The following is an 18,046-nucleotide window of genomic DNA, read 5'->3' as shown; positions in this document are numbered from 1 at the left end:
GTATTGTAAGTGTCTATTCCTTGACAGGCGCTCTTTTTGTGAGCCGTGCCATCAGCTTCCGGGCGCCCTGTGTCTCCCCCAGATATCCCAGGCTGTTGGAAAACAGCACTGCTTCTGTCTCCATGGTACCCTGGCATCGGTTTTGGAGATAAAAATGCACTTTCGCACAAACCTCCCCCACAGTCTGTTCCAGCATTTTCTCATCCTTTAAAAGCTTCACCGCCTCCTCGGTTGTCACCGTACCCAGAATCCGCCCGGCCAGCCCTGCATCCGCACCTGCCCGAAGCGCTGCGGCTGCCATCAGCTCCGCCCTGCAGTCCGCGCTTCTGGAGTGGGTGTTCATGATCCCGCCGGACACTTTGATAAACTTTCCTATGTGAGCTACAAACAGGATTCCCCGAATCCCCATACCGGCAGCCATGTCCAGAGTCTCCCCCACATAGTTGCTGCACTTCATGGAATTTTCCAGATCCAGCTTCATATTTTCCCTCACAAACTCCTCCCCGTAATTTCCGGGGGTGATCAAAAGGTATTCTCTTCCCTGTGCATGGTGCATCTCCATCTCCAGGCGTATGCTGGCAATCAATGCCTCCTCACTCATGGGCACAACGATTCCGCTGGTTCCCAGGACAGAGAGCCCTCCCTCAATCCCCAGCCTCGGGTTAAAGGTCTTTTGAGCCCTCTCCTCCCCTCCGGGTATGGAGATAACCACCTCAACGCCTCCCTGATATCCGTGCTCTTGGCAGACCTCCTCCACTGACTCACGGATCATCTGTCTAGGCACACGGTTGATGGCAGCAGCTCCCACAGGCTGTTCCAGCCCCTTTCTGGTAACACGTCCCACGCCCGCTCCACCGTCAATGGAGATACCTGTACCTTGGGACTTTTTTACGGATGCATACACGAGCATTCCGTGGGTGGCGTCCGGGTCGTCCCCTCCGTCCTTTCGGATAGCGCAGGATACTTGTCCCTGCTCCCTCCTGATGTCCTCTACCTCCAGGTGCAGTAGTATTCCTCTGGGAGTCATTAGGTCCGCCTGCCGTATATCCTGACCTGTAAACAGCATCACTGCCGCCGCCTTCGCAGCCCCTGCAGCGCAGGACCCTGTTGTATACCCAAAATACAGTTTTTTATTATCTTTGATAATGTAGTGATTTTCTAACCCGTTTTTCATTAAAGTTTTCCCTTTAGCAGCCATCTTCCACTCCGCCGCTGTGCGATCCCGCCCGGAGGGCTTTTTATATCATAGGGAATTCCAAAGGACTTTCCTATGATATGATATAAAAAACCGCTGTCTTTAAAAGACAACGGACTTTTCCCCTAAGAGAATACCGGTTGCCGCAGTATCCACCTTGTTTCAAAGCATAAGCAGGTATCTGACTCTCACAGTAACGGACTTGTGCAGGATTTCCACCTGGCTTCCCTCTGACTGCCTATTGGCAGTACTTATGCTTTTTATATTCACTGTTGTAACTGTTCAGTACCTTCGGTGATGGGATTTTTGCACTCCTGAATCATTTACTCACGGTCTGCGCAGTAAATGCGCAGACCTGCTGAATAGTTACTCACTGTTACTTATTATATTCTTCTTCCATGTTCCTGTCAACTGCTGCCCTGTCTTTTCAAACAAGAAAGTTTTCTGTATATATTGACGAAATTTTGTCGACAGTTTATACTAATTGGTATAAATTGGTATATGTTTAAACTTAATTACGTTTCACAGATCTGGGGGTAATATGAGACAATCAACAGACAGCGGCGGCATTTCCAATGTTTACGTCGTGGATTCCCAATATAGAATCGTATTTTTCAACGATCGAATGAAAAAGGATTTCCCTGACCTGCTGCCGGGAGATCTCTGTTACCAGACCCTTTTCAAAGAAGCGTCTCCCTGCTCCAGATGCCCTCTAAAGAGCGTGGATACGTCTGAATTTCTTATTTACCAGCCCTCTTTGAAGAATTGGCTGAACATTACCTGGGGAGAAATCGAATGGCCAGGCGCAGGTCATTGCTACATCCTGGTATCCAACAAGGCAAGCTTTAAAAACAGCTCTCTTATCCCAACTGAATGTACTGCTGCTTCAAACGGTGCTCCGCCTTGCTCTGACAAGGATATGCCCACTGCGGAGAGACCTCAGCAGCCCTTTGTACATGTGCAGTCTGAGATAAATGAGATGACAGGGCTGTACAACAGACAAGCGTTTTTCACACACGCTGCCCAAATGCTCTACTCCAGTCCGAACCGCCAGTTCTGTGTCATGTCCATTGATATCGAACATTTCAAGATTTTTAATGAGTGGTATGGACAGTCCGTGGGCGACCAGTTTTTGAGAAACATTGCTGACCGTTTAACGGCTGCTGAGGAACAATATGACTGCGTGGCCGGATATATGGGACAAGATGATTTTGTGATTTTGCTTCCCAATAATCTCAGTGTACTCACGCAGCTGCAGGATGAGATTATGCAGTATACCAGACAGCACGGAAACAATGCTGGCTTCCTTCCTGCCTTTGGTATCTACCCTGTCACGGATATTGAGGTAAACATACGTCAGATGTATGACCGCGCGACCATAGCTATGTCCTCTGTCAAGGGTAACTATGCCCGCCGTTTTGCCTGGTATGACTCTGCCATGAAGGAGCGGATGGAGGAGGATCAGGTTCTTCTCTCCGAAGTACAGAGAGCCCTTGAGAACAGGGAGTTTGTCTTTTATGCACAGCCTAAGTGCAATATGATTTCCGGTAAAATAATCGGCCTGGAATCCCTGGTGCGTTGGCGTCATCCCGTACGTGGGATCGTATCTCCCGGTGAGTTTATCCCCCTGTTGGAGCGAAATGGGTTCATCACCAGTCTGGATCTGTACGTGTGGGAAATGGTCTGTCAGTGCGTACGCAGCTGGATTGATCGGGGAAACCGCCCGATTCCCATCTCCGTAAATGTGTCCAGAGTGGATATCTACGCTTTAAATGTAGTGGAAATCTTTACGCAGCTGACGGACAAATATTCTCTGGATACCAATCTCATTGAGATTGAGATCACGGAGAGTGCCTACGTAAAGGATTACAATATCATCTCTGACGTAGTGGACAAGCTTCGAAAAGCCGGCTTCACTGTGCTGATGGATGACTTTGGCAGCGGCTACTCCTCCCTCAATATGCTGAAAAATGTCAATGTAGATATTTTAAAAATTGATACTAAGTTCTTAGATCTGGATGAGAATAGTATCCAGAGAGGGTCTCAGATTCTGGAATCCGTTGTCCATATGAGCCGCCTGATGGGACTTCGTGTGATTGCGGAGGGTGTGGAGACACAGGAGCAGGTTGATTTTCTGCTGAGCATCGGCTGTATCTATGCCCAGGGGTACCATTTTTATCGCCCTATGCCCATCCATGTCTTTGAGCCTCTGCTGGCCAATGAGGAGAATTTGGATTACCGGGGTATCTGTTCCGAGCGGATTGAACAGCTAAAGCTTCAGGATCTGTTTCAAAATAACCTCACCAGCGAGGCCATGCTGGGCAATATGCTGGGCGGGGTGGCCTTCTATGATTTCCATGATGACATCCTGGAGCTTTCCAGCGTCAATGAGCAGTACTATCGAGTGACCGGGGACAACCCTGTGGATTTGGAGGCATACCGCAGCCGGATTTTGGAATTGATCCATCCTGAGGACCGAAAAAGCGCGATGGAACTCTTTCATAAATCCAGAAACCTTCCCATATCCGGGGCCCACGGTATACTGCGCCGATTTCGGTTGGATAAGACGATGCTCTGGCTGCATCTGCATGTCTTTTTTTTGCGTGAGCAGGATGGGCATCAGCTGTACTATGGTGCAATCCGGAATGTGACGGATCAGAAAATGAAAGAGCAGCAGCTGGCTGCATCCCAGGAATCCCTCAATGCTATTGTGGGAATTTCTGCCCATGATCCGGGCTTTATGAAGCTGACAGAAGAGAACAGAAAGACGGCTGCGTCTATATTCTCCCAGATGACGCCCGGAGGAATGATTGGCGGTTACTGTGAGGAAGGTTTTCCGCTCTACTTTGCCAATAATGAGATGGTCTCCCTCCTGGGATATGACTCCTATGAGGAATTATCTGAAGGCATTCATGGAATGGTTGCCAACACGATCCATCCTGAGGACCTTGACCGTGTGAAAATGGAACTTAGCAATCACTACTATCCCGGTATGGAATACACCGTCAGCTACCGCATGCCCAAAAAGGATGGCACCTGGTTCTGGACCCTGGACAAAGGAAGGGTTATTGAGACTGACGATGGACGTCTTGCCATCGTCAGCGCCTGTACAGATATAACGGAAATCATCAAATCCCTGGAACAGCTCAGGGCATCCAATGAGACTTTGCTACGGAAGAATGAGGAGCTCCATTTCCTGAACAACAATATGCCGGGTGGCTACCACCGCTGTGCCAGGACTCCGGATTTTGACCTTCTCTACATGAGCAACCGTTTTTTGGAAATCTTCGGCTTTACCCGTGAAGAAATCCGCGATAAATTTGATGACAAATTTATCAACATGGTACATCCCGAGGACCGCTGCGTACTTTTAGATACCATATTTTACACAGGCAAAAGTTCCTCTGTCTTCAACCTGCAGTACCGTATGCTCTCCTCCAGGGGGTATATCTGGGTCGTAGACCAGACCAAACCTATGAGCCTCGGAAGCAATGAATTTTTCCACGGTGTAATCCTGGATATTACGGAGACCGTTACTCTGAAAAATGAACTCAAGCATATTTTGGACAACATTCCGGAGGAAATCCTGCTTCTTCACTGTGGTCCCGGTCATTTTTATTACCGTGTCATAGCCAACAGACTTTTGCAGAACCTTGGGTATTCTTCCCAGCAGTATGAAAAATACCTAAATGACGGAGCATTTTTCAATCTGATCCATGAGGAAGACCGTTCCCGAATCCGTCCTCTGATTTCATCCGCTTTAAAGAGGCGGGATCATGTTTCCGAACTTTTCCGCCTGGCTCTCCCTAACGGGAAAGCACTCTGGATTGATTTTAAGGCTACCTTTTTGGAGGAAAACAGCGATGAAATCACCTACCTCTTTGTCTATAATGACGTGGACTCACTGAAACGGCAGGAGGAACAACTCTGGATTTCCGGCAAGAAGATGGAGAGTATACTGCGCCAGGCAGGGCTGACACTCTGGGACTGGGATATTGCATCCCATACACTGACACTCTCCAATGTGAGAAAGGACAGTTTTTTCCAAAAGCTGCTCCCCGGTTCTCCAAAATCGGAATATATATTGAGAGACTATCCCGAGTGCATACTTAAAGGTACTGTTTCCGCGGTTCCAAAGAGTTATCACCGTGTACTCAAAAGTTTTCTGGAGAAGGCCAAAAGCAGCAGTACTGCTGCCTGTCAACTGCCCATCTCCGTTAAGGAACAGGAAGTCTTCTGGGTGAATGCCTCCTGTGAAACCATTTTTGACCACTCTCATACCCCTTTGAAAGCGGTTGGGTATCTGGAGGACATCACTCTCTACAAAATGCATGAGCGGCAGAATCTGGAGAACTCCAAAGCTTTGGAGATTCTCAGAAACCAGGCTATCTGCGATTTTATGGTAAATCTTTCTCAGGATGCCATCAAGCATACTAACAGCAAAGAGGCATGGCCCCAGAACTTAATGTCTGTGGAGGGTTCCTCCTACACGAAATTTTTGAACACCTCCTGCAGTCAGATGGTTTTACCGGAATATCAAAGCGCAGTTCTTCGCTTTATGGACCGGGAACGTTTAATTGCCTGCTATAAAAAAGGTGTTCTTACGGATTCTTTAGAATACAATCGCAGACACCATGGGGATGAGCGCTGGATTAAGCTGGTGGTCCACCTGGTATCTTATGAAGAAGATCCGGATGTCTATGCCTACGTCTTCATGATGGATATCACTGCCCAAAAACACAGGGAACAGACACTGCGTCAGAGGGCGGAGACGGATGATCTCACCGGACTTTACAACCGCCATACAGCCATTCCCATGATAAGGGACTATCTGCAGACCGCTGTCCAGCCAAGAGGCGCATTGATTATGTTTGATTTAGATAACTTCAAGCAGGTCAATGATGTCTTTGGCCATGTATACGGTGACAGGGTGATCGTTGAAAATGCCAAAAAGCTGCAGAATTCCTTCCGTGAAAAGGATATTGTATGCCGGATCGGCGGTGATGAGTTTATGGTCTTCTGCCGAAATATCACCCCTGAGATCATTCAGAAAAAGCTGGAGAGGATAGTAAAGAATATGCAGACTGTCTTTTGCTCCAAAGACAGAGAGATGGCCTTTTCCGTCTCCGCCGGCTGCGCTGTAGTGCCGATTCACGGTACGGATTTTGAAGAGCTCTATCACAAAGCGGATGTGGCTCTCTTTCAAGCCAAATTAAACGGCAAAAAGTCCTATATGATATATGATGACTCCATGAAATCTGTCCGCTATGAAATGCTGAGAGACACCCACAAATAAGCCTAACAACAAACTTAGGACTGGATACTTATGACACTATACAGGAGGATATCTATTACTGACAGATATCCTCCTTCTTTTAGCACTCTCTGCATACCCATGCCTCATAAGCTGGCACGCTTTCTTTCAGGCGCTTCAGCCCATCTTCCACCTGTTTTCTGGGGCAGGCAAGGTTCATGCGCAGAAACCCTTCTCCATTCCGGTACTCGTTTCCGTCAGAAAGGTAAAGACCACTGTGGCTGCGAACAAAACGGCAAAATTCTGTCCCATTTCCAATTATATTCCTGCAGTCAAGCCAAAGCAGATAAGTAGCTTTAGCGGGAACAGCAGATATTCCTTTGATTTCCCTTCTGATATAATCCTCTGCAAATCTCCTGTTTTCCCATAGATATTCCCGCAGGGCATCCAGCCATTCTCCGCCGCAGGTAAATGCGGCGATTGGTGCGATAGCAGCAAATACATTTGGCTCTGCCACCTCATCTGTGTTCAGCCCCCTGCTGACCTTGTACCGCAGGTTATTGTCCGGGACGATTACCGCAGCTGACTGGATTCCAGCCAGATTAAATGCTTTTGTCGGTGACACACAGGTAATGCTGTTTTTTCTGCAGTTTTCGGAAACACTGGCAAAGGGCGTATATTCGCATCCCGGTTCTGTCAGATCACAATGGATTTCATCCGATAGTACCAGTACGTGGTATTTCCTGCATAAATCCCCAATTCTCTCTAATGTTTCTCTGTCCCATATCTTACCGATTGGATTATGGGGATTGCATAAAATTAAAAGGGTAGTCTGGATATTTGACAGCTTCTCTTCCAAATCGTCAAAGTCAATATGATACTCCTTTCCATCGTATTCCAGCCCGCTTTCCAGCACATGTCTCCCGTTGTTTAATATAGAATTAAAAAATATATTGTACACAGGTGTCATAACCACAACATTTTCTCCCACTGCGGTCATCTTCCTGACAACACTGGAGATGGCAGGCACAACCCCGGTACAGAAAACCAGCCAGTCTTTTTGAATCTCAAAACCATGGCGTTTCCCCAGCCATGTCTGATAAGCCTGATACCATTCATCCGATACCTGCGTATACCCAAACACACCATGTTTTGCCCTTTCAATCATACATGACCTGATTTGCGGGGCCGTCTGAAAGTCCATGTCCGCCACCCACATGGGCAGTTCGTTTGGCTTCACATCCCATTTCATAGAACCTGTATTTCTCCGGTCAATAATGTTATCAAATTGAAATTCCATTGTGTCCCCTCCTATTCTCCTGCCTCAAAGGTTATTTCCACAGTTCCTCCTGGCAGTACACTTACAAACGCCTCTTCCTCTTCGATATGGCCAATTCGGGTATAATTGAATGAAGTGGTGAAATCCTCGAAGAACAGAACAAGGCAATCCGAACCAAACAGCATAATATCCCCAGCCTCGATATTTCCTACATTTTCAGAATTGGCGGGCAGTCCCTCTTTCAGATAATGGAATTTCTCGTTTCCGTTCAATTCCTCCATCTCAAATGTCATAGGAAGTCTCTCCTGAAGCGCACGTACTGTTTCATTATCATATAAGGACGCCTGAAATTTCTGCCCGCCTACTTCCACTGTCATTTCCTGCATCTGTGCCCCTCGTGTTTCTTCCTCAATTGATGGACGAACCGATTGATTTTCGTCTGCACTGTTTCCACAGGCAGACAGTACTATTACAGAAAAAAGTACCGGCAACACGCTGCAATATCTTTTTTTCATGATAGTTCACCCTCTTTGTTTAATTTAGAAAACTCCGAACCAAAATCACCGTTCCAAATAGAATTAATATGAGCCCAAATATCCGGTTCACAACAGGCAGGTAATCCTTTTTTGATTTTTTCTTGAACATGACCGCTGCACCGGAAAGAGTTCCCCACCAGATGTACGTTCCAATAAAAACGCCGCAAACCAAACCGATTCCTTCTGCCAAACCTGTCTGCCCATAAATCCCAAACCAGGAAAATGCAAACACGAAGGTGAGAATCGCTGCCGGGTTGGTAATTCCCACCGCAAAGGAAGAAACGAACATCCGGATTCCCTCGGTGGAATCCTGTGTATCTTTCGCTTTACTGCTTTTCATCATAAGCATCCGGATTCCCATGCCCAGAATCAGGCAGCCCCCGGCCAGATTGACGATGTTTTGGTACTTTAGCAGAAAATCGGAAATAAGAGTGAGTCCAAAGGCTCCGATACAGGCATATAGGCAATCAGCAACAGACGAACCCAGACCGGTTAACAGGCCGGCTTTCACACCGTAATTCAAGGTTCTCTGTGCGGTCATTGCTCCAACTGCCCCGGCAGGTACGCCGAAGAGAAGGCCGATAAGGATTCCCTTTATTAAAAACAAGCCCAACTGATATTCTCCTTCTGCTCCCTATTTATCTGTTGTATCATACGCACCATTCTTTCATTCTTTTTCACTTACCTCCTCTATCCGTATTTCACCAGTCAGCGTTTCAATCTGTTCTGTCCCCGACACCGACTCTCCAAGTGCGTACAGACCACTTTCGCCTCCAGTTTCTGTATCCTGTCTCCTGTCTTGGATTGCCGCTGCATGCTGAAAGAGAAAGCAGGAGTATCATACTAAGGATAAGAGATGGTATTTTTTTCATGAAACGCCTCCTATCCCGCCATTTTTTCTGTACTGCCGCCCATTTGACAGGTGATAACTGTCTTATCAGGGTCTACCTTGTCTTTTTCGATAATCAATTCTTCAATGTAGTCTGCCTGAATCGTTCCTCCGGACGGATTCATTACACTGTCAATCTTACCCTTAATCTCCGCATCTACTGTGGAATATTCAAAAGCAAGTGTGGTGTTCAGCAAACGGCAGTTTTTCATGACAAGGTTCTCAATATAGCACATTCCCTGCAGGCTCTCGATGGTACAGTTGATCAGTGTCAGATTCTTTGCATTCCAGCCAAGGTATTCACCGGATATAAAAGAATCATATACCGTCACGTTCTCACTGTTCCAGAAGGCATCTTTGGAAAGCATCTTTGCATTCCGGATTTCTATATTTTTCACTCCGTCAAAGGAGTAATTCCCCACCAGTTCAAAATCCTTCAGCTTCATATCCCGGCTGTTCATGGCAAAGTAATCACCTTTTGCTGTCACCTGCTCCATAATTACCCCATCGCAGTTCCAGAGTGTTTCTGCGGCATTGGAAAAATGAACATTCTGAAGTGTGACGCTATGACACCGCCGGAAATTCTTTGGCGCTTCAATGACTGCATTTTTTACTGTAATGTTATCTGTATACCACACTCCGGCACGACCCATCTCAAACCAGGTACAGTCGCAGGCCAAAATGTTTTTTGCGTACCACAGCGGATATTTCCATTTAAACATGCTGCCATACAGTTCAACATTGCTGCTTTCTTTCAGCGGAGATTCTCCTTCTGCAAATATGGTATCATATATTTTTAAGTTTTCTCCTTTGAAAAGCGGGCGCTCCCCTGTTAAATATTCCTGTCTGATATCTTTCATTTCACTCATAATTAATCTCCTTTTTTATGATTTATATTTTTCTACTTCTGTGTCGGTTTCTTTATGTTCGTTCTCAAATTGTCAGCGATTGCCCAGATGCGTTTTCCATCCTGATGGAAATGTGTAAGCTACGCTACGCTGGCTCCTTCAAAAATCGAGAAGTTCAATGAATATACTTTATGGTTGGGCAATCTGCACGATTTTGTTGCCCCATCCTTCTAAAACCGGGTTCTCCTCTACCGCTGTCACAAATTCTTCTGTTGCATCAAAGGTTCCTATTTTGGTATATTCCCCGGTAATCTCTGCATCGTGGTAGAAGAGCACGATACGGTTCGGGTCTGAATAGTATACTTCCCCTGCCCTTTCAGATGTTACTGTTTCAGGGTTAGAGGGAATGTCATATCTGCTGGATACATCATAATACTGCATTACATCATAGTCTGCATCCGCATCATTTTCATAAATCGGCAGCCTCCAGTCTGAGGTTCCCACATGGCGGGCAATCGCTGCTGCTGTCTCATTATCAAGAAGCTGCATCATGAAAGGTTCCCCATCATCCCCGAACCGTACCTCCAGTTCGGATACATTGCTTACTGCCTGACTGACTGCCATGGTTTCCGATTCTGTGCCGGATTCTTCCTCTGTATCCTCTCCTGCATCTATAGCACTCTGGCTTACGTCTCCTGTAGTCTGGGGTTCTTCCTCCTGCCCACAGCCTGCAAGGATTGCTGCGGATACCATAATAACGGCTGCCATTCCTTTTACTTTTTTTACTGTTTTGTACTTCATAATTTGTCCTTTCTGCGCTTTTTGCGCAATGCGAAAATTGTAAATACACTAGTCTGCCGTCAATATCGTCATGTCCGACTTCTTCATCCTGCCCGCCGAGAGATACGAAAATCCAAGGAACAGGAAGACGACTGCCAGCCCGGGGATAAGTATGTGAACGGTATCGGGGCGGGATGAAAAATTACTGATTCCCGCAAGCCGCATGACAGCGGATACTATGGGGTCTGTAATCATAGCTGCCAAAGCCGTTCCCACCGCGGCCCCTATAGCTGCAACAATCCCGAATCGGAGGGAAAAGGAGATACGAAGCATCCTCGCAGAACATCCAATGGATTTGTAGATGCCTAGGTCTTTTTGCTCCGCCGTCAGAATCCGGCTTCCGGTCATGACGGTTACAATCAGGATAAATACTGCAATAATCCCATACATAAATGCAATCAGTCCGTGCATTGCCGAGATGATTCCAAAAAGTCCCGGCCAGGTATTTTCATGTACATGCACATCACCTCCGTAAGTTCCTTCCAGTGCTTCTGTAATCGCCGCTTTCGCAGACGTGTCTGCAAGGAAATAGTGATGGCACCAGATCTGCGGATCATCCTTTCCTATGGTAAGATACCCCTCCCGGTTCATCCCCAGATTGGCTCCCATGTCATTGGCGCAGTGGTATATTCCGGAAACGGTAAATTCACTGCTCCCCATATCGCCCCGGATGGTTACTTTATCACCCATGGATACCCCTAAATCGAAGCTTACTGTTTCGGTCAAGACAACCTCATCTGCCCTTAAGCTGGTCTTCCCTTTGCTGATATGGAACCTTTCCGGCTCTGTAATTACATTTGCCGTATAATTGCTTCCGTTTACCGATACGCTGGGCATGGCAAGGAGATATTCGTCCGTAATGTCTGTATAAGACCGCACCGTTTCCTCTAATTCTCCGGCTTCCAGTTCTCCCAGAGACTGTACGCCGATGTCCAGATCTGCCGGATTAAACGCATCCATCATTCCCTTGCCCTGTGGTCCCAACCAGACATTCATCCTTCCTGCCAGCGATGCGAAGAATACAAGCAGAACCGTAATCAGGAATGCGCTTGCATACCATTTCTTCCCGGACAGGAACTGGCGCACCGCCAACCGTAAAGGAAGCGCTTCAGCCTTCATTTGAAATATTCTGCCCGGTTTCCATGTCACGTCTGCAGCTTCACCCCGGATTGCCCACATGGGTGTAACTGAGAGGATGTTTCTTAGTTTCATAACCGTAAATCCTATCAATAAAAGTAAGATTACCGCGAAAGACGCTAAGCATGGGAGAACTGGTATAACAGCCGGGAGGAGGACTCCTGTGGCGGTAACGGTCATCTTTCCAACCGTCCTGACTGCTGGAAATGCCGCTGCCAGTCCAAGCAGGATTCCAGCCGCCATGCTTAGGCCGTATTGCACAAGCGTAAGCCGGATTAGCTGGCTTCCTGTAAGCCCTACCGTCTTGAGAATCCCCAGGTTCTTATATTCCTGTTCCATCATACCTGTAATACTGTGCCCCAGTACTGCCATGGACGCTGCCAGAAGAATCAACACAAAGGCCGCCAGAAGCGCACAGAAGGCATTTTGCAGAATACTCATAAAGCCCAGGATAGCTTCCTTACTATGTATAAAGTCCGTATATTGGGAAATCGGGGTGTTTTCATTCAGGAGCCTGCTGATGCCGGATACGCTGTCACTGCTGTCATCCGTAAAAATATGGATCATAGCGCCATCTCTTACCAGGCTGTCCATGCCCGCTCCCCGAGCAGTCTGAAGGATTTCCTCATAATCCTCCTCCGAAATCAGGAACCCTTTCATGCCAATCATGGAACTTCCCATGAAAGGATCCTCATAATATCCGGCAACGGTAAACTGCCTGCTGATCCTGCCCCTTGCCACCGGAAATGTGATGGTGTCCCCTATTTCAAGCCCCATAACAGAAACCATGGAGGGGGAGGCATAAACGGTTCCGGCAGCAATTGCTTCCGGAGGTTCCTCATAGCCTGATAAGCTGTCCTGAAAGAAGCGGTAAGTTTCCTCCCGGCTCATCCAGGGAATCAGCTGACCCTCGCTGTCCGACTCCACACCGTTTGCTTCATATTCGGAAAATATAATATTCTGGACTTCTGTTTTCTCAACACCCTCCTGCCATTCAATACTGTCTGTAAGTGCGTCCATATCCGGAACATCGGATACCCATGCGGTAAGGTTCCCGAACCCTGCCCGCTCCATTTCCTGACGGATATCGTTTCCGCCTCCCAGATAGATGGTGAGAACAGAAGCCAGGGAGAGGGCAGCCAGAAATAGGAGTACGGAAATGCCCAAAAGGCTTCCTTTATGGCGTTTTACCCCCGCCAAACATATGATTTTGTTTACCATATCTCTCTCCTCCTACCACTGTAATTCAGAAAGCCAGTTCTGAAGCTTGTTTTCCCGTTCCTGCACTCCCTGGTAGCGGGGCAGCTTCAGTTCATCTACGATTTTCCCATCCTCCAGATATAGAATCCGGTTCCCCCGGACAGCGGCCTTTAAATCATGAGTCACCATCAGGATGCTCTGCCCGGAATCATTGATCGCCGTCAGCAGGTTTAAGACCTCTTCCGTATGCGACCGGTTTAAAGCTCCGGTGGGTTCGTCCGCGAACAATAGACCAGGGATGCCTATCATTGCCCTTGCGATGGCTGCGCGCTGTGCCTCTCCTCCTGAAACTTCGGAAGGCAGGCGGTTCTTTGCCTTCTCAATTCCCATCTGGGAAACCATGTGCTTGGCCCGGTCCTGTATTTCTCCGGTATTCCCCTTTTTGCTTACAAAGCCTGCAACCACTATATTCTCAAAAAGCGTCAGATTGCTGACCAGATGGGTCTGCTGGAATACAAAGCCAAATTCTTCTGCCCGTATCCTTGCCATCTCTTTTTCTTTCAGACGGCTGATTTCTTTCTCTTTATAGATTACCGTTCCGTCCGTAACGGCATCCATTCCGCTGAGTGTATATAAAAGTGTGGATTTTCCCGCCCCGGAAGACCCCATAATGATCGTAAAGTCTTTCTCGTAAATGTCCACATCCACTTGGCTTAATACTTCATTTTTCATTGAACCCTTAGCAAATACCTTGCTCACCTTTCTACCCTGCAATAACACTTTTTTCATCCCGCACTGCCTCCTTTTTCTGAAGGATTAAGGGTTTCTTGCCTGTCCTTGGATCTGGAAGAATCTCCGGCACGAAGATTAGATAGAACTGTACATAGTTTAATTTTTTTTCGGCAAGTATTTTTTTCATCTGTCCCATCATCTCTGTCCGTATGTGCGTTTCATCGGCATTTTCCGAAGTTTCTGCATACATTTCAAATGCGTCTTTCGCAATCTGCCGGAACTGGTAATCTAAAAGTCCTTTGATACAAAAGCCTTCAATAGCAAGAGGGTGCAAAAACTCCCGTGTCCCGTCAAAATCTTCAAACCAGAGGATATCTTCATTTCTTCCCAAAAGCCCGCAGGCTGTCGAAAAGGGACACGGGCTGTTTTCTCCTGCCGCCTTTAAGGTCAGGCTGTCGGAAATGCGGTAACGGATTAACGGCTGTGCAAAATTATACAGGCAGGTCAGGTACATTGCGCCGCTTTCCACCTCAATCAGGTTCATGTCGTCGAAGAGAATCATTCCATCCTCCGGATTCATCTCTACCCCCATGGTCAGGGATTCGCTGGCGCCATAGAAATTGACCAATTCTGTCCGAAAGCTCTTTTCCAGATAGTTTCGGAGAGACGCTCCAAGTGGTTCCCCACAGGAAATGACCCGGACTGCATGTACTTCCAGACTTCCCTTTTCCACAAGTTCAGCAAGGATCTTTATCGCTGACGGATAACCGATGATGATATTAGGCTGGAATTCTTTAATCTGTCTTATCCACTCTTTAAGCGGCGTCTTAATATCCAGATAAATCTGCTTCGCCCCCACTCCATCAATGCCATCCCCCACTGCCATGGCTCCGCCGTATCTTCCGTCTGTTGCGGCAATATACACAATTCTTGGACGTTTTGCCAGAAGGGTCAGTATCTGCAGCATGGACATATCCCAGAGGGCTGCCCGGAGCATACCAAGGAGCATGTCAGACCATGCTGCTTCGTCATAGACAAAGTATCCCGGCTTTCCGGTGCTTCCGGAGGAATGTACTACATGGTATTTTCCTTTATATGGCCTGCGGTCCGGGGATTCCTTGGCATCGAATTCACATAGTTCCCTCTGGCGCAGGTCCTTCGGCACCACCAGCTCATCAAAATGCTCTAAAAGCTCTCTTTTGTCTATTGTCGGGAAACAGGAAAGCGGCAGCTCATCCAACTGTTTCTCTGTAATTCCTGCTGCTTCGAAGGTTCTCCTATAATAAGCAGAATGTTCCCATGCATAGTGCAGCATTTTCCTCAATTTTTTCTCCTGCAGGGCGCACATCTGTTTTGCAGTGAACTTTGCCTGTCTCTTCAAGCAGTATAAATCTATCAACATTTTAAAATACTTCATTGTTTTCTCCCTTCCTTCCCTACTCAAAAGGAATGGTATATCCCTGTCCATAATTTTCTCTGTGGTAATACGTCAGTTCCTTTGTCTCCTGGTTCATGACAATGCTCCATTCCGTAGATTCAAATTCATCGAAGTTATCCTTACTCACACTGTCCAGTGCGTCCCTTACGTCTGCCTCAGTCATGGTTTCCTTTTCTGCCAGCGTCTTATTCAGAATGTCGAATCTTTCATGGGACTGGGAACTTCCGATTCCGTTTTTATCCCCCTCTGCCAGATAGAAATTTGTGACAACAGGGGTGTCTGTAACAATCATTTCATTGTCAACATATTCCACAACAACGCTGTTTCCAGCCGCATCGGAAAGGGCCAGATGGATCATCATTCCCATGGATGCATGAAAGTCGTATTGCTCCAGCAGACTCAATGCTTCCTCCACATTTGCCGCCTGATCCAGAAGCAGGCGGATGGCTGTAGTGGTGGTAATGTCGGGCTTTTCTGTATCCTGCTCTATAGTGTCGGTGTCTTCAATCATATTGACGGATACCGCGAATCCCTCTTCGTTCATGCCGTCCAGCGGCGCGTACATCCCGATGACCGTCTGCGCTGTGTCCGGGAGCCTGGAAATATCCAAGCCGCCTGCCTGTATAAAGTCCATGTTGACTGTAGAAACAGAGGCATATCCGTTGTCCGGCCGGGCACTGATAATCAGTCCGTTACAGGTATTCCAGTCAAAGTTCCTTCCAAACAGGTTCCCTCCTTCTGAATTTGCCACAGACAGGGTGCTGCATCCGAAGGGATTGCCCCCAAAAAGAAGTTCCGGTATATTAGAGGACAACTGGCCTGCCACATACTCTACCACTCCTTCATCGGAGGATGCGCCGCCCTGCCGAAGGAACTCGTCAAATCCGTAGTTTCCTTCATAGCGGACAACAGATAAGCCATCCTCCAGTTCTGTAATCTTGGTATCTGGTGTGATGATATTCTTCGCCATGTTTTCTCCCTCTGCTGTTTTTGTTTGTACCATATTTTCAAGTGTATTTCTATTTTGTGCACACCCGGTTAAAGTACTAAACACCAGAGACATCATGCATACCATGTATAGTTTTCTCTTCATTTTTTGCACTCCTTTCATCTGTTAATACTGTAAGCCCCAGGAATAACATGCCGCTAACAAAAAGATAAACTATTTCTAAACTGATTCTTTCGTATTCTTTAACTGCTTTTATCATAATCCAGAAAAATAACGTCATAGTGATCCCATTTACAAGCTAATTCTTCAGGTAATTCACCACCCCCTGATCCGTCTGCTGTCGGTGGACTGCTGTGATGCAGAACGCCTTTTCCCCGTGGTAAAATGTATTTTTAATGACAGAGACTTCATGCCTGCTGGCAGTCAGTGTCTTTGCCGTATCAATGGCATCCCCGGCCACCGACCGGGCAGCCTGCATATCCTCTTCCGACAGGTTCGTATAAATCAGTTTTTCATTTTTGGTAATCATAAACTGGTATCCCATTTTGGACAGTTTGTTTTCCAGATGGTACATTTCATCACTTCTCTTGATTTCTTTTGATGCATCCGCATGTTTCCCCTGCCCCCAGTTGTTCTCCCACAGCTCCTGCTGGTATGTATAGATCATGCTCTGGGCAAACTGTATACTATTCTCATCACTGTACATAGCTTCCAATGTGTACCAGAAACTGCCAAGGGATGTGTGCAGGCAGACATTGATTACGATTGCTGTAAATATAATTGGTATCAGAACCATCATAATATTGGACAGCCTGATTTTTTTCTTGATTGTCAATGCAGTACTCTCCTCTATCCCGTATTTTTACTGAATCCGGTATCCTGTCTCAAGCAGTATATAAACTTTTTCCCAGTATTCTTCTTATGTTTTTGCTTCTATCATATTAAATCCCTGTTTTGGTTTCAGTAACAGAACCTTCCGTGTCACATAAGCCATAGAATCCAGTTTTTCTCCATAGGCCACGCCCCTCCGCTCGTTTTCTACTAGGGTTTAACCTCATCAAGCAAACTGTAAAGCGCATTATGAATACCCGCTTTCACTCAGACTGACAGATTAGCATATGTGGATAAAGGATTTCTCACAAAAAGATAAACAATTAATAAACTAATGGCTGTATATCATAGGGAAATCGTATTTTTAAAGAAACGCACCATTGCAGACCTGCAGCACCTGTCCACGGACAGCTCTGCCCAAATTCCCTGAGTTCATTTACTTCTCCTCTGATTTGTTCTGTTGCTTACATAAATGCGCCCTTTTCGCAGACTGGTTGATATGATTAAAATATTTCTTCTCCTCATTTTTTAATTTGGTATACTAAATAGTCCAGACAGTAAATCTTTTTCTCTTCTCTATGCACGTTGCTCAGAAGCAGTCTCCTGTGTTTTTCCAACAGTTCCAGTTGTTTCTCTTTCTGATTTTCATCCAGGTATAAAAGAAAATCCTGAATGGTTTCTATCCCGCACCCGGCATCCTTCAGATTTTGGACGACCTCTTCTTTGGATCCTAAATTCATCATCGATTGTGCAGCACCTCCCATATTATTTCTGCTCTGTGTATAGTATAATTCCGACGCCAAATAATAACAAATACTTATATTTAATCGTTGTGTATAGTTGAAACCTATTTGTTTTTATGTTAAACTTAACCTAAACGGATATGAAGAGTCATAACAATATTATATAAAATTAAGG

The 18,046-nt window shown here is 46.5% G+C and carries 13 protein-coding genes; 1 reads left to right on the top strand and 12 read right to left on the bottom strand.

The genetic code is table 11. From position 1 onward, the window contains the following. Positions 1–13: 13 nt before the first annotated feature. Positions 14–1,174 (bottom strand): cobalt-precorrin-5B (C(1))-methyltransferase CbiD, encoded by a 1,161-nt coding sequence (cbiD, locus tag AC0THY_RS10915; RefSeq protein WP_489990634.1) that lies wholly within the window; start codon positions 1,172–1,174, stop codon positions 14–16. 562 nt (positions 1,175–1,736) lie between these two features. On the opposite strand from cbiD, the gene AC0THY_RS10910 reads away from it, so the two are divergent. Further along, positions 1,737–6,491: an EAL domain-containing protein gene (locus tag AC0THY_RS10910; RefSeq protein ID WP_489990633.1), complete on the top strand. Its 4,755-nt coding sequence runs from the start codon at positions 1,737–1,739 to the stop codon at positions 6,489–6,491. A 79-nt stretch (positions 6,492–6,570) separates the two neighbouring features. Here AC0THY_RS10910 and AC0THY_RS10905 read toward each other — a convergent pair whose 3' ends face one another. From AC0THY_RS10905 to AC0THY_RS10855, 11 genes are all read right to left on the bottom strand, one after another. After that, on the bottom strand, positions 6,571–7,749 hold the full coding sequence (locus AC0THY_RS10905; RefSeq protein WP_489990632.1) for a MalY/PatB family protein: 1,179 nt from the start codon (positions 7,747–7,749) through the stop codon (positions 6,571–6,573). 11 nt (positions 7,750–7,760) lie between these two features. After that, a complete protein-coding gene (locus AC0THY_RS10900; RefSeq protein ID WP_489990631.1) occupies positions 7,761–8,243 on the bottom strand; it encodes a cyclophilin-like fold protein in 483 nt (160 codons plus the stop codon). 19 nt (positions 8,244–8,262) lie between these two features. After that, the gene (locus tag AC0THY_RS10895; RefSeq protein ID WP_489990630.1) at positions 8,263–8,877 is read right to left on the bottom strand and encodes a LysE family translocator; all 615 of its coding nucleotides are present in this window, start codon (positions 8,875–8,877) and stop codon (positions 8,263–8,265) included. 269 nt (positions 8,878–9,146) lie between these two features. Further along, positions 9,147–10,013, bottom strand: coding sequence for a DUF3737 family protein (locus AC0THY_RS10890; protein ID WP_489994180.1), 867 nt, complete (start codon positions 10,011–10,013; stop codon positions 9,147–9,149). Between the two features lie 177 nt (positions 10,014–10,190). Further along, entirely contained in the window at positions 10,191–10,802 is a 612-nt protein-coding gene (locus tag AC0THY_RS10885) for a cyclophilin-like fold protein (RefSeq protein WP_489990629.1), read from the bottom strand. 48 nt (positions 10,803–10,850) lie between these two features. Further along, positions 10,851–13,199, bottom strand: coding sequence for an ABC transporter permease (locus tag AC0THY_RS10880; RefSeq protein ID WP_489990628.1), 2,349 nt, complete (start codon positions 13,197–13,199; stop codon positions 10,851–10,853). A 12-nt stretch (positions 13,200–13,211) separates the two neighbouring features. Then, positions 13,212–13,967, bottom strand: a complete 756-nt coding sequence (locus tag AC0THY_RS10875) for an ABC transporter ATP-binding protein (RefSeq protein WP_489990627.1) — start codon at positions 13,965–13,967, stop codon at positions 13,212–13,214. Continuing rightward, positions 13,942–15,327, bottom strand: a complete 1,386-nt coding sequence (locus AC0THY_RS10870; protein ID WP_489990626.1) for a phenylacetate--CoA ligase family protein — start codon at positions 15,325–15,327, stop codon at positions 13,942–13,944. The genes AC0THY_RS10875 and AC0THY_RS10870 overlap by 26 nt, the downstream gene beginning before the upstream one ends. A gap of 19 nt (positions 15,328–15,346) precedes the next feature. Next, on the bottom strand, positions 15,347–16,441 hold the full coding sequence (locus AC0THY_RS10865; protein ID WP_489990625.1) for a carcinine hydrolase/isopenicillin-N N-acyltransferase family protein: 1,095 nt from the start codon (positions 16,439–16,441) through the stop codon (positions 15,347–15,349). 154 nt (positions 16,442–16,595) lie between these two features. Then, positions 16,596–17,132 carry a hypothetical protein gene (locus AC0THY_RS10860; RefSeq protein WP_489990624.1) on the bottom strand — a complete coding sequence of 179 codons (537 nt, stop codon included), beginning with the start codon at positions 17,130–17,132 and terminating at the stop codon, positions 16,596–16,598. A 517-nt stretch (positions 17,133–17,649) separates the two neighbouring features. After that, on the bottom strand, positions 17,650–17,871 hold the full coding sequence (locus tag AC0THY_RS10855) for a MerR family transcriptional regulator (RefSeq protein WP_489990623.1): 222 nt from the start codon (positions 17,869–17,871) through the stop codon (positions 17,650–17,652). Between the last annotated feature and the right edge of the window lie 175 nt (positions 17,872–18,046).

This window comes from Ruminococcus sp. 8Y-12 (assembly GCF_058119865.1).
Note: the sequence above shows the minus strand (reverse complement) of the source record. Positions and strands in the feature narration are given on the sequence as shown.

Bases quoted from the DNA above. Each gene is read 5' to 3' on its own strand.
- AC0THY_RS10855 (WP_489990623.1), bottom strand. From the start codon at position 17,871: ATGATGAATTTAGGATCCAAAGAAGAGGTCGTCCAAAATCTGAAGGAT.
- AC0THY_RS10910 (WP_489990633.1), top strand. From the start codon at position 1,737: ATGAGACAATCAACAGACAGCGGCGGCATTTCCAATGTTTACGTCGTG.
- AC0THY_RS10890 (WP_489994180.1), bottom strand. From the start codon at position 10,013: ATGAAAGATATCAGACAGGAATATTTAACAGGGGAGCGCCCGCTTTTC.
- AC0THY_RS10885 (WP_489990629.1), bottom strand. From the start codon at position 10,802: ATGAAGTACAAAACAGTAAAAAAAGTAAAAGGAATGGCAGCCGTTATT.
- AC0THY_RS10875 (WP_489990627.1), bottom strand. From the start codon at position 13,967: ATGAAAAAAGTGTTATTGCAGGGTAGAAAGGTGAGCAAGGTATTTGCT.
- AC0THY_RS10870 (WP_489990626.1), bottom strand. From the start codon at position 15,327: ATGAAGTATTTTAAAATGTTGATAGATTTATACTGCTTGAAGAGACAG.
- AC0THY_RS10880 (WP_489990628.1), bottom strand. From the start codon at position 13,199: ATGGTAAACAAAATCATATGTTTGGCGGGGGTAAAACGCCATAAAGGA.
- AC0THY_RS10905 (WP_489990632.1), bottom strand. From the start codon at position 7,749: ATGGAATTTCAATTTGATAACATTATTGACCGGAGAAATACAGGTTCT.
- AC0THY_RS10865 (WP_489990625.1), bottom strand. From the start codon at position 16,441: ATGAAGAGAAAACTATACATGGTATGCATGATGTCTCTGGTGTTTAGT.
- cbiD (WP_489990634.1), bottom strand. From the start codon at position 1,174: ATGAAAAACGGGTTAGAAAATCACTACATTATCAAAGATAATAAAAAA.
- AC0THY_RS10900 (WP_489990631.1), bottom strand. From the start codon at position 8,243: ATGAAAAAAAGATATTGCAGCGTGTTGCCGGTACTTTTTTCTGTAATA.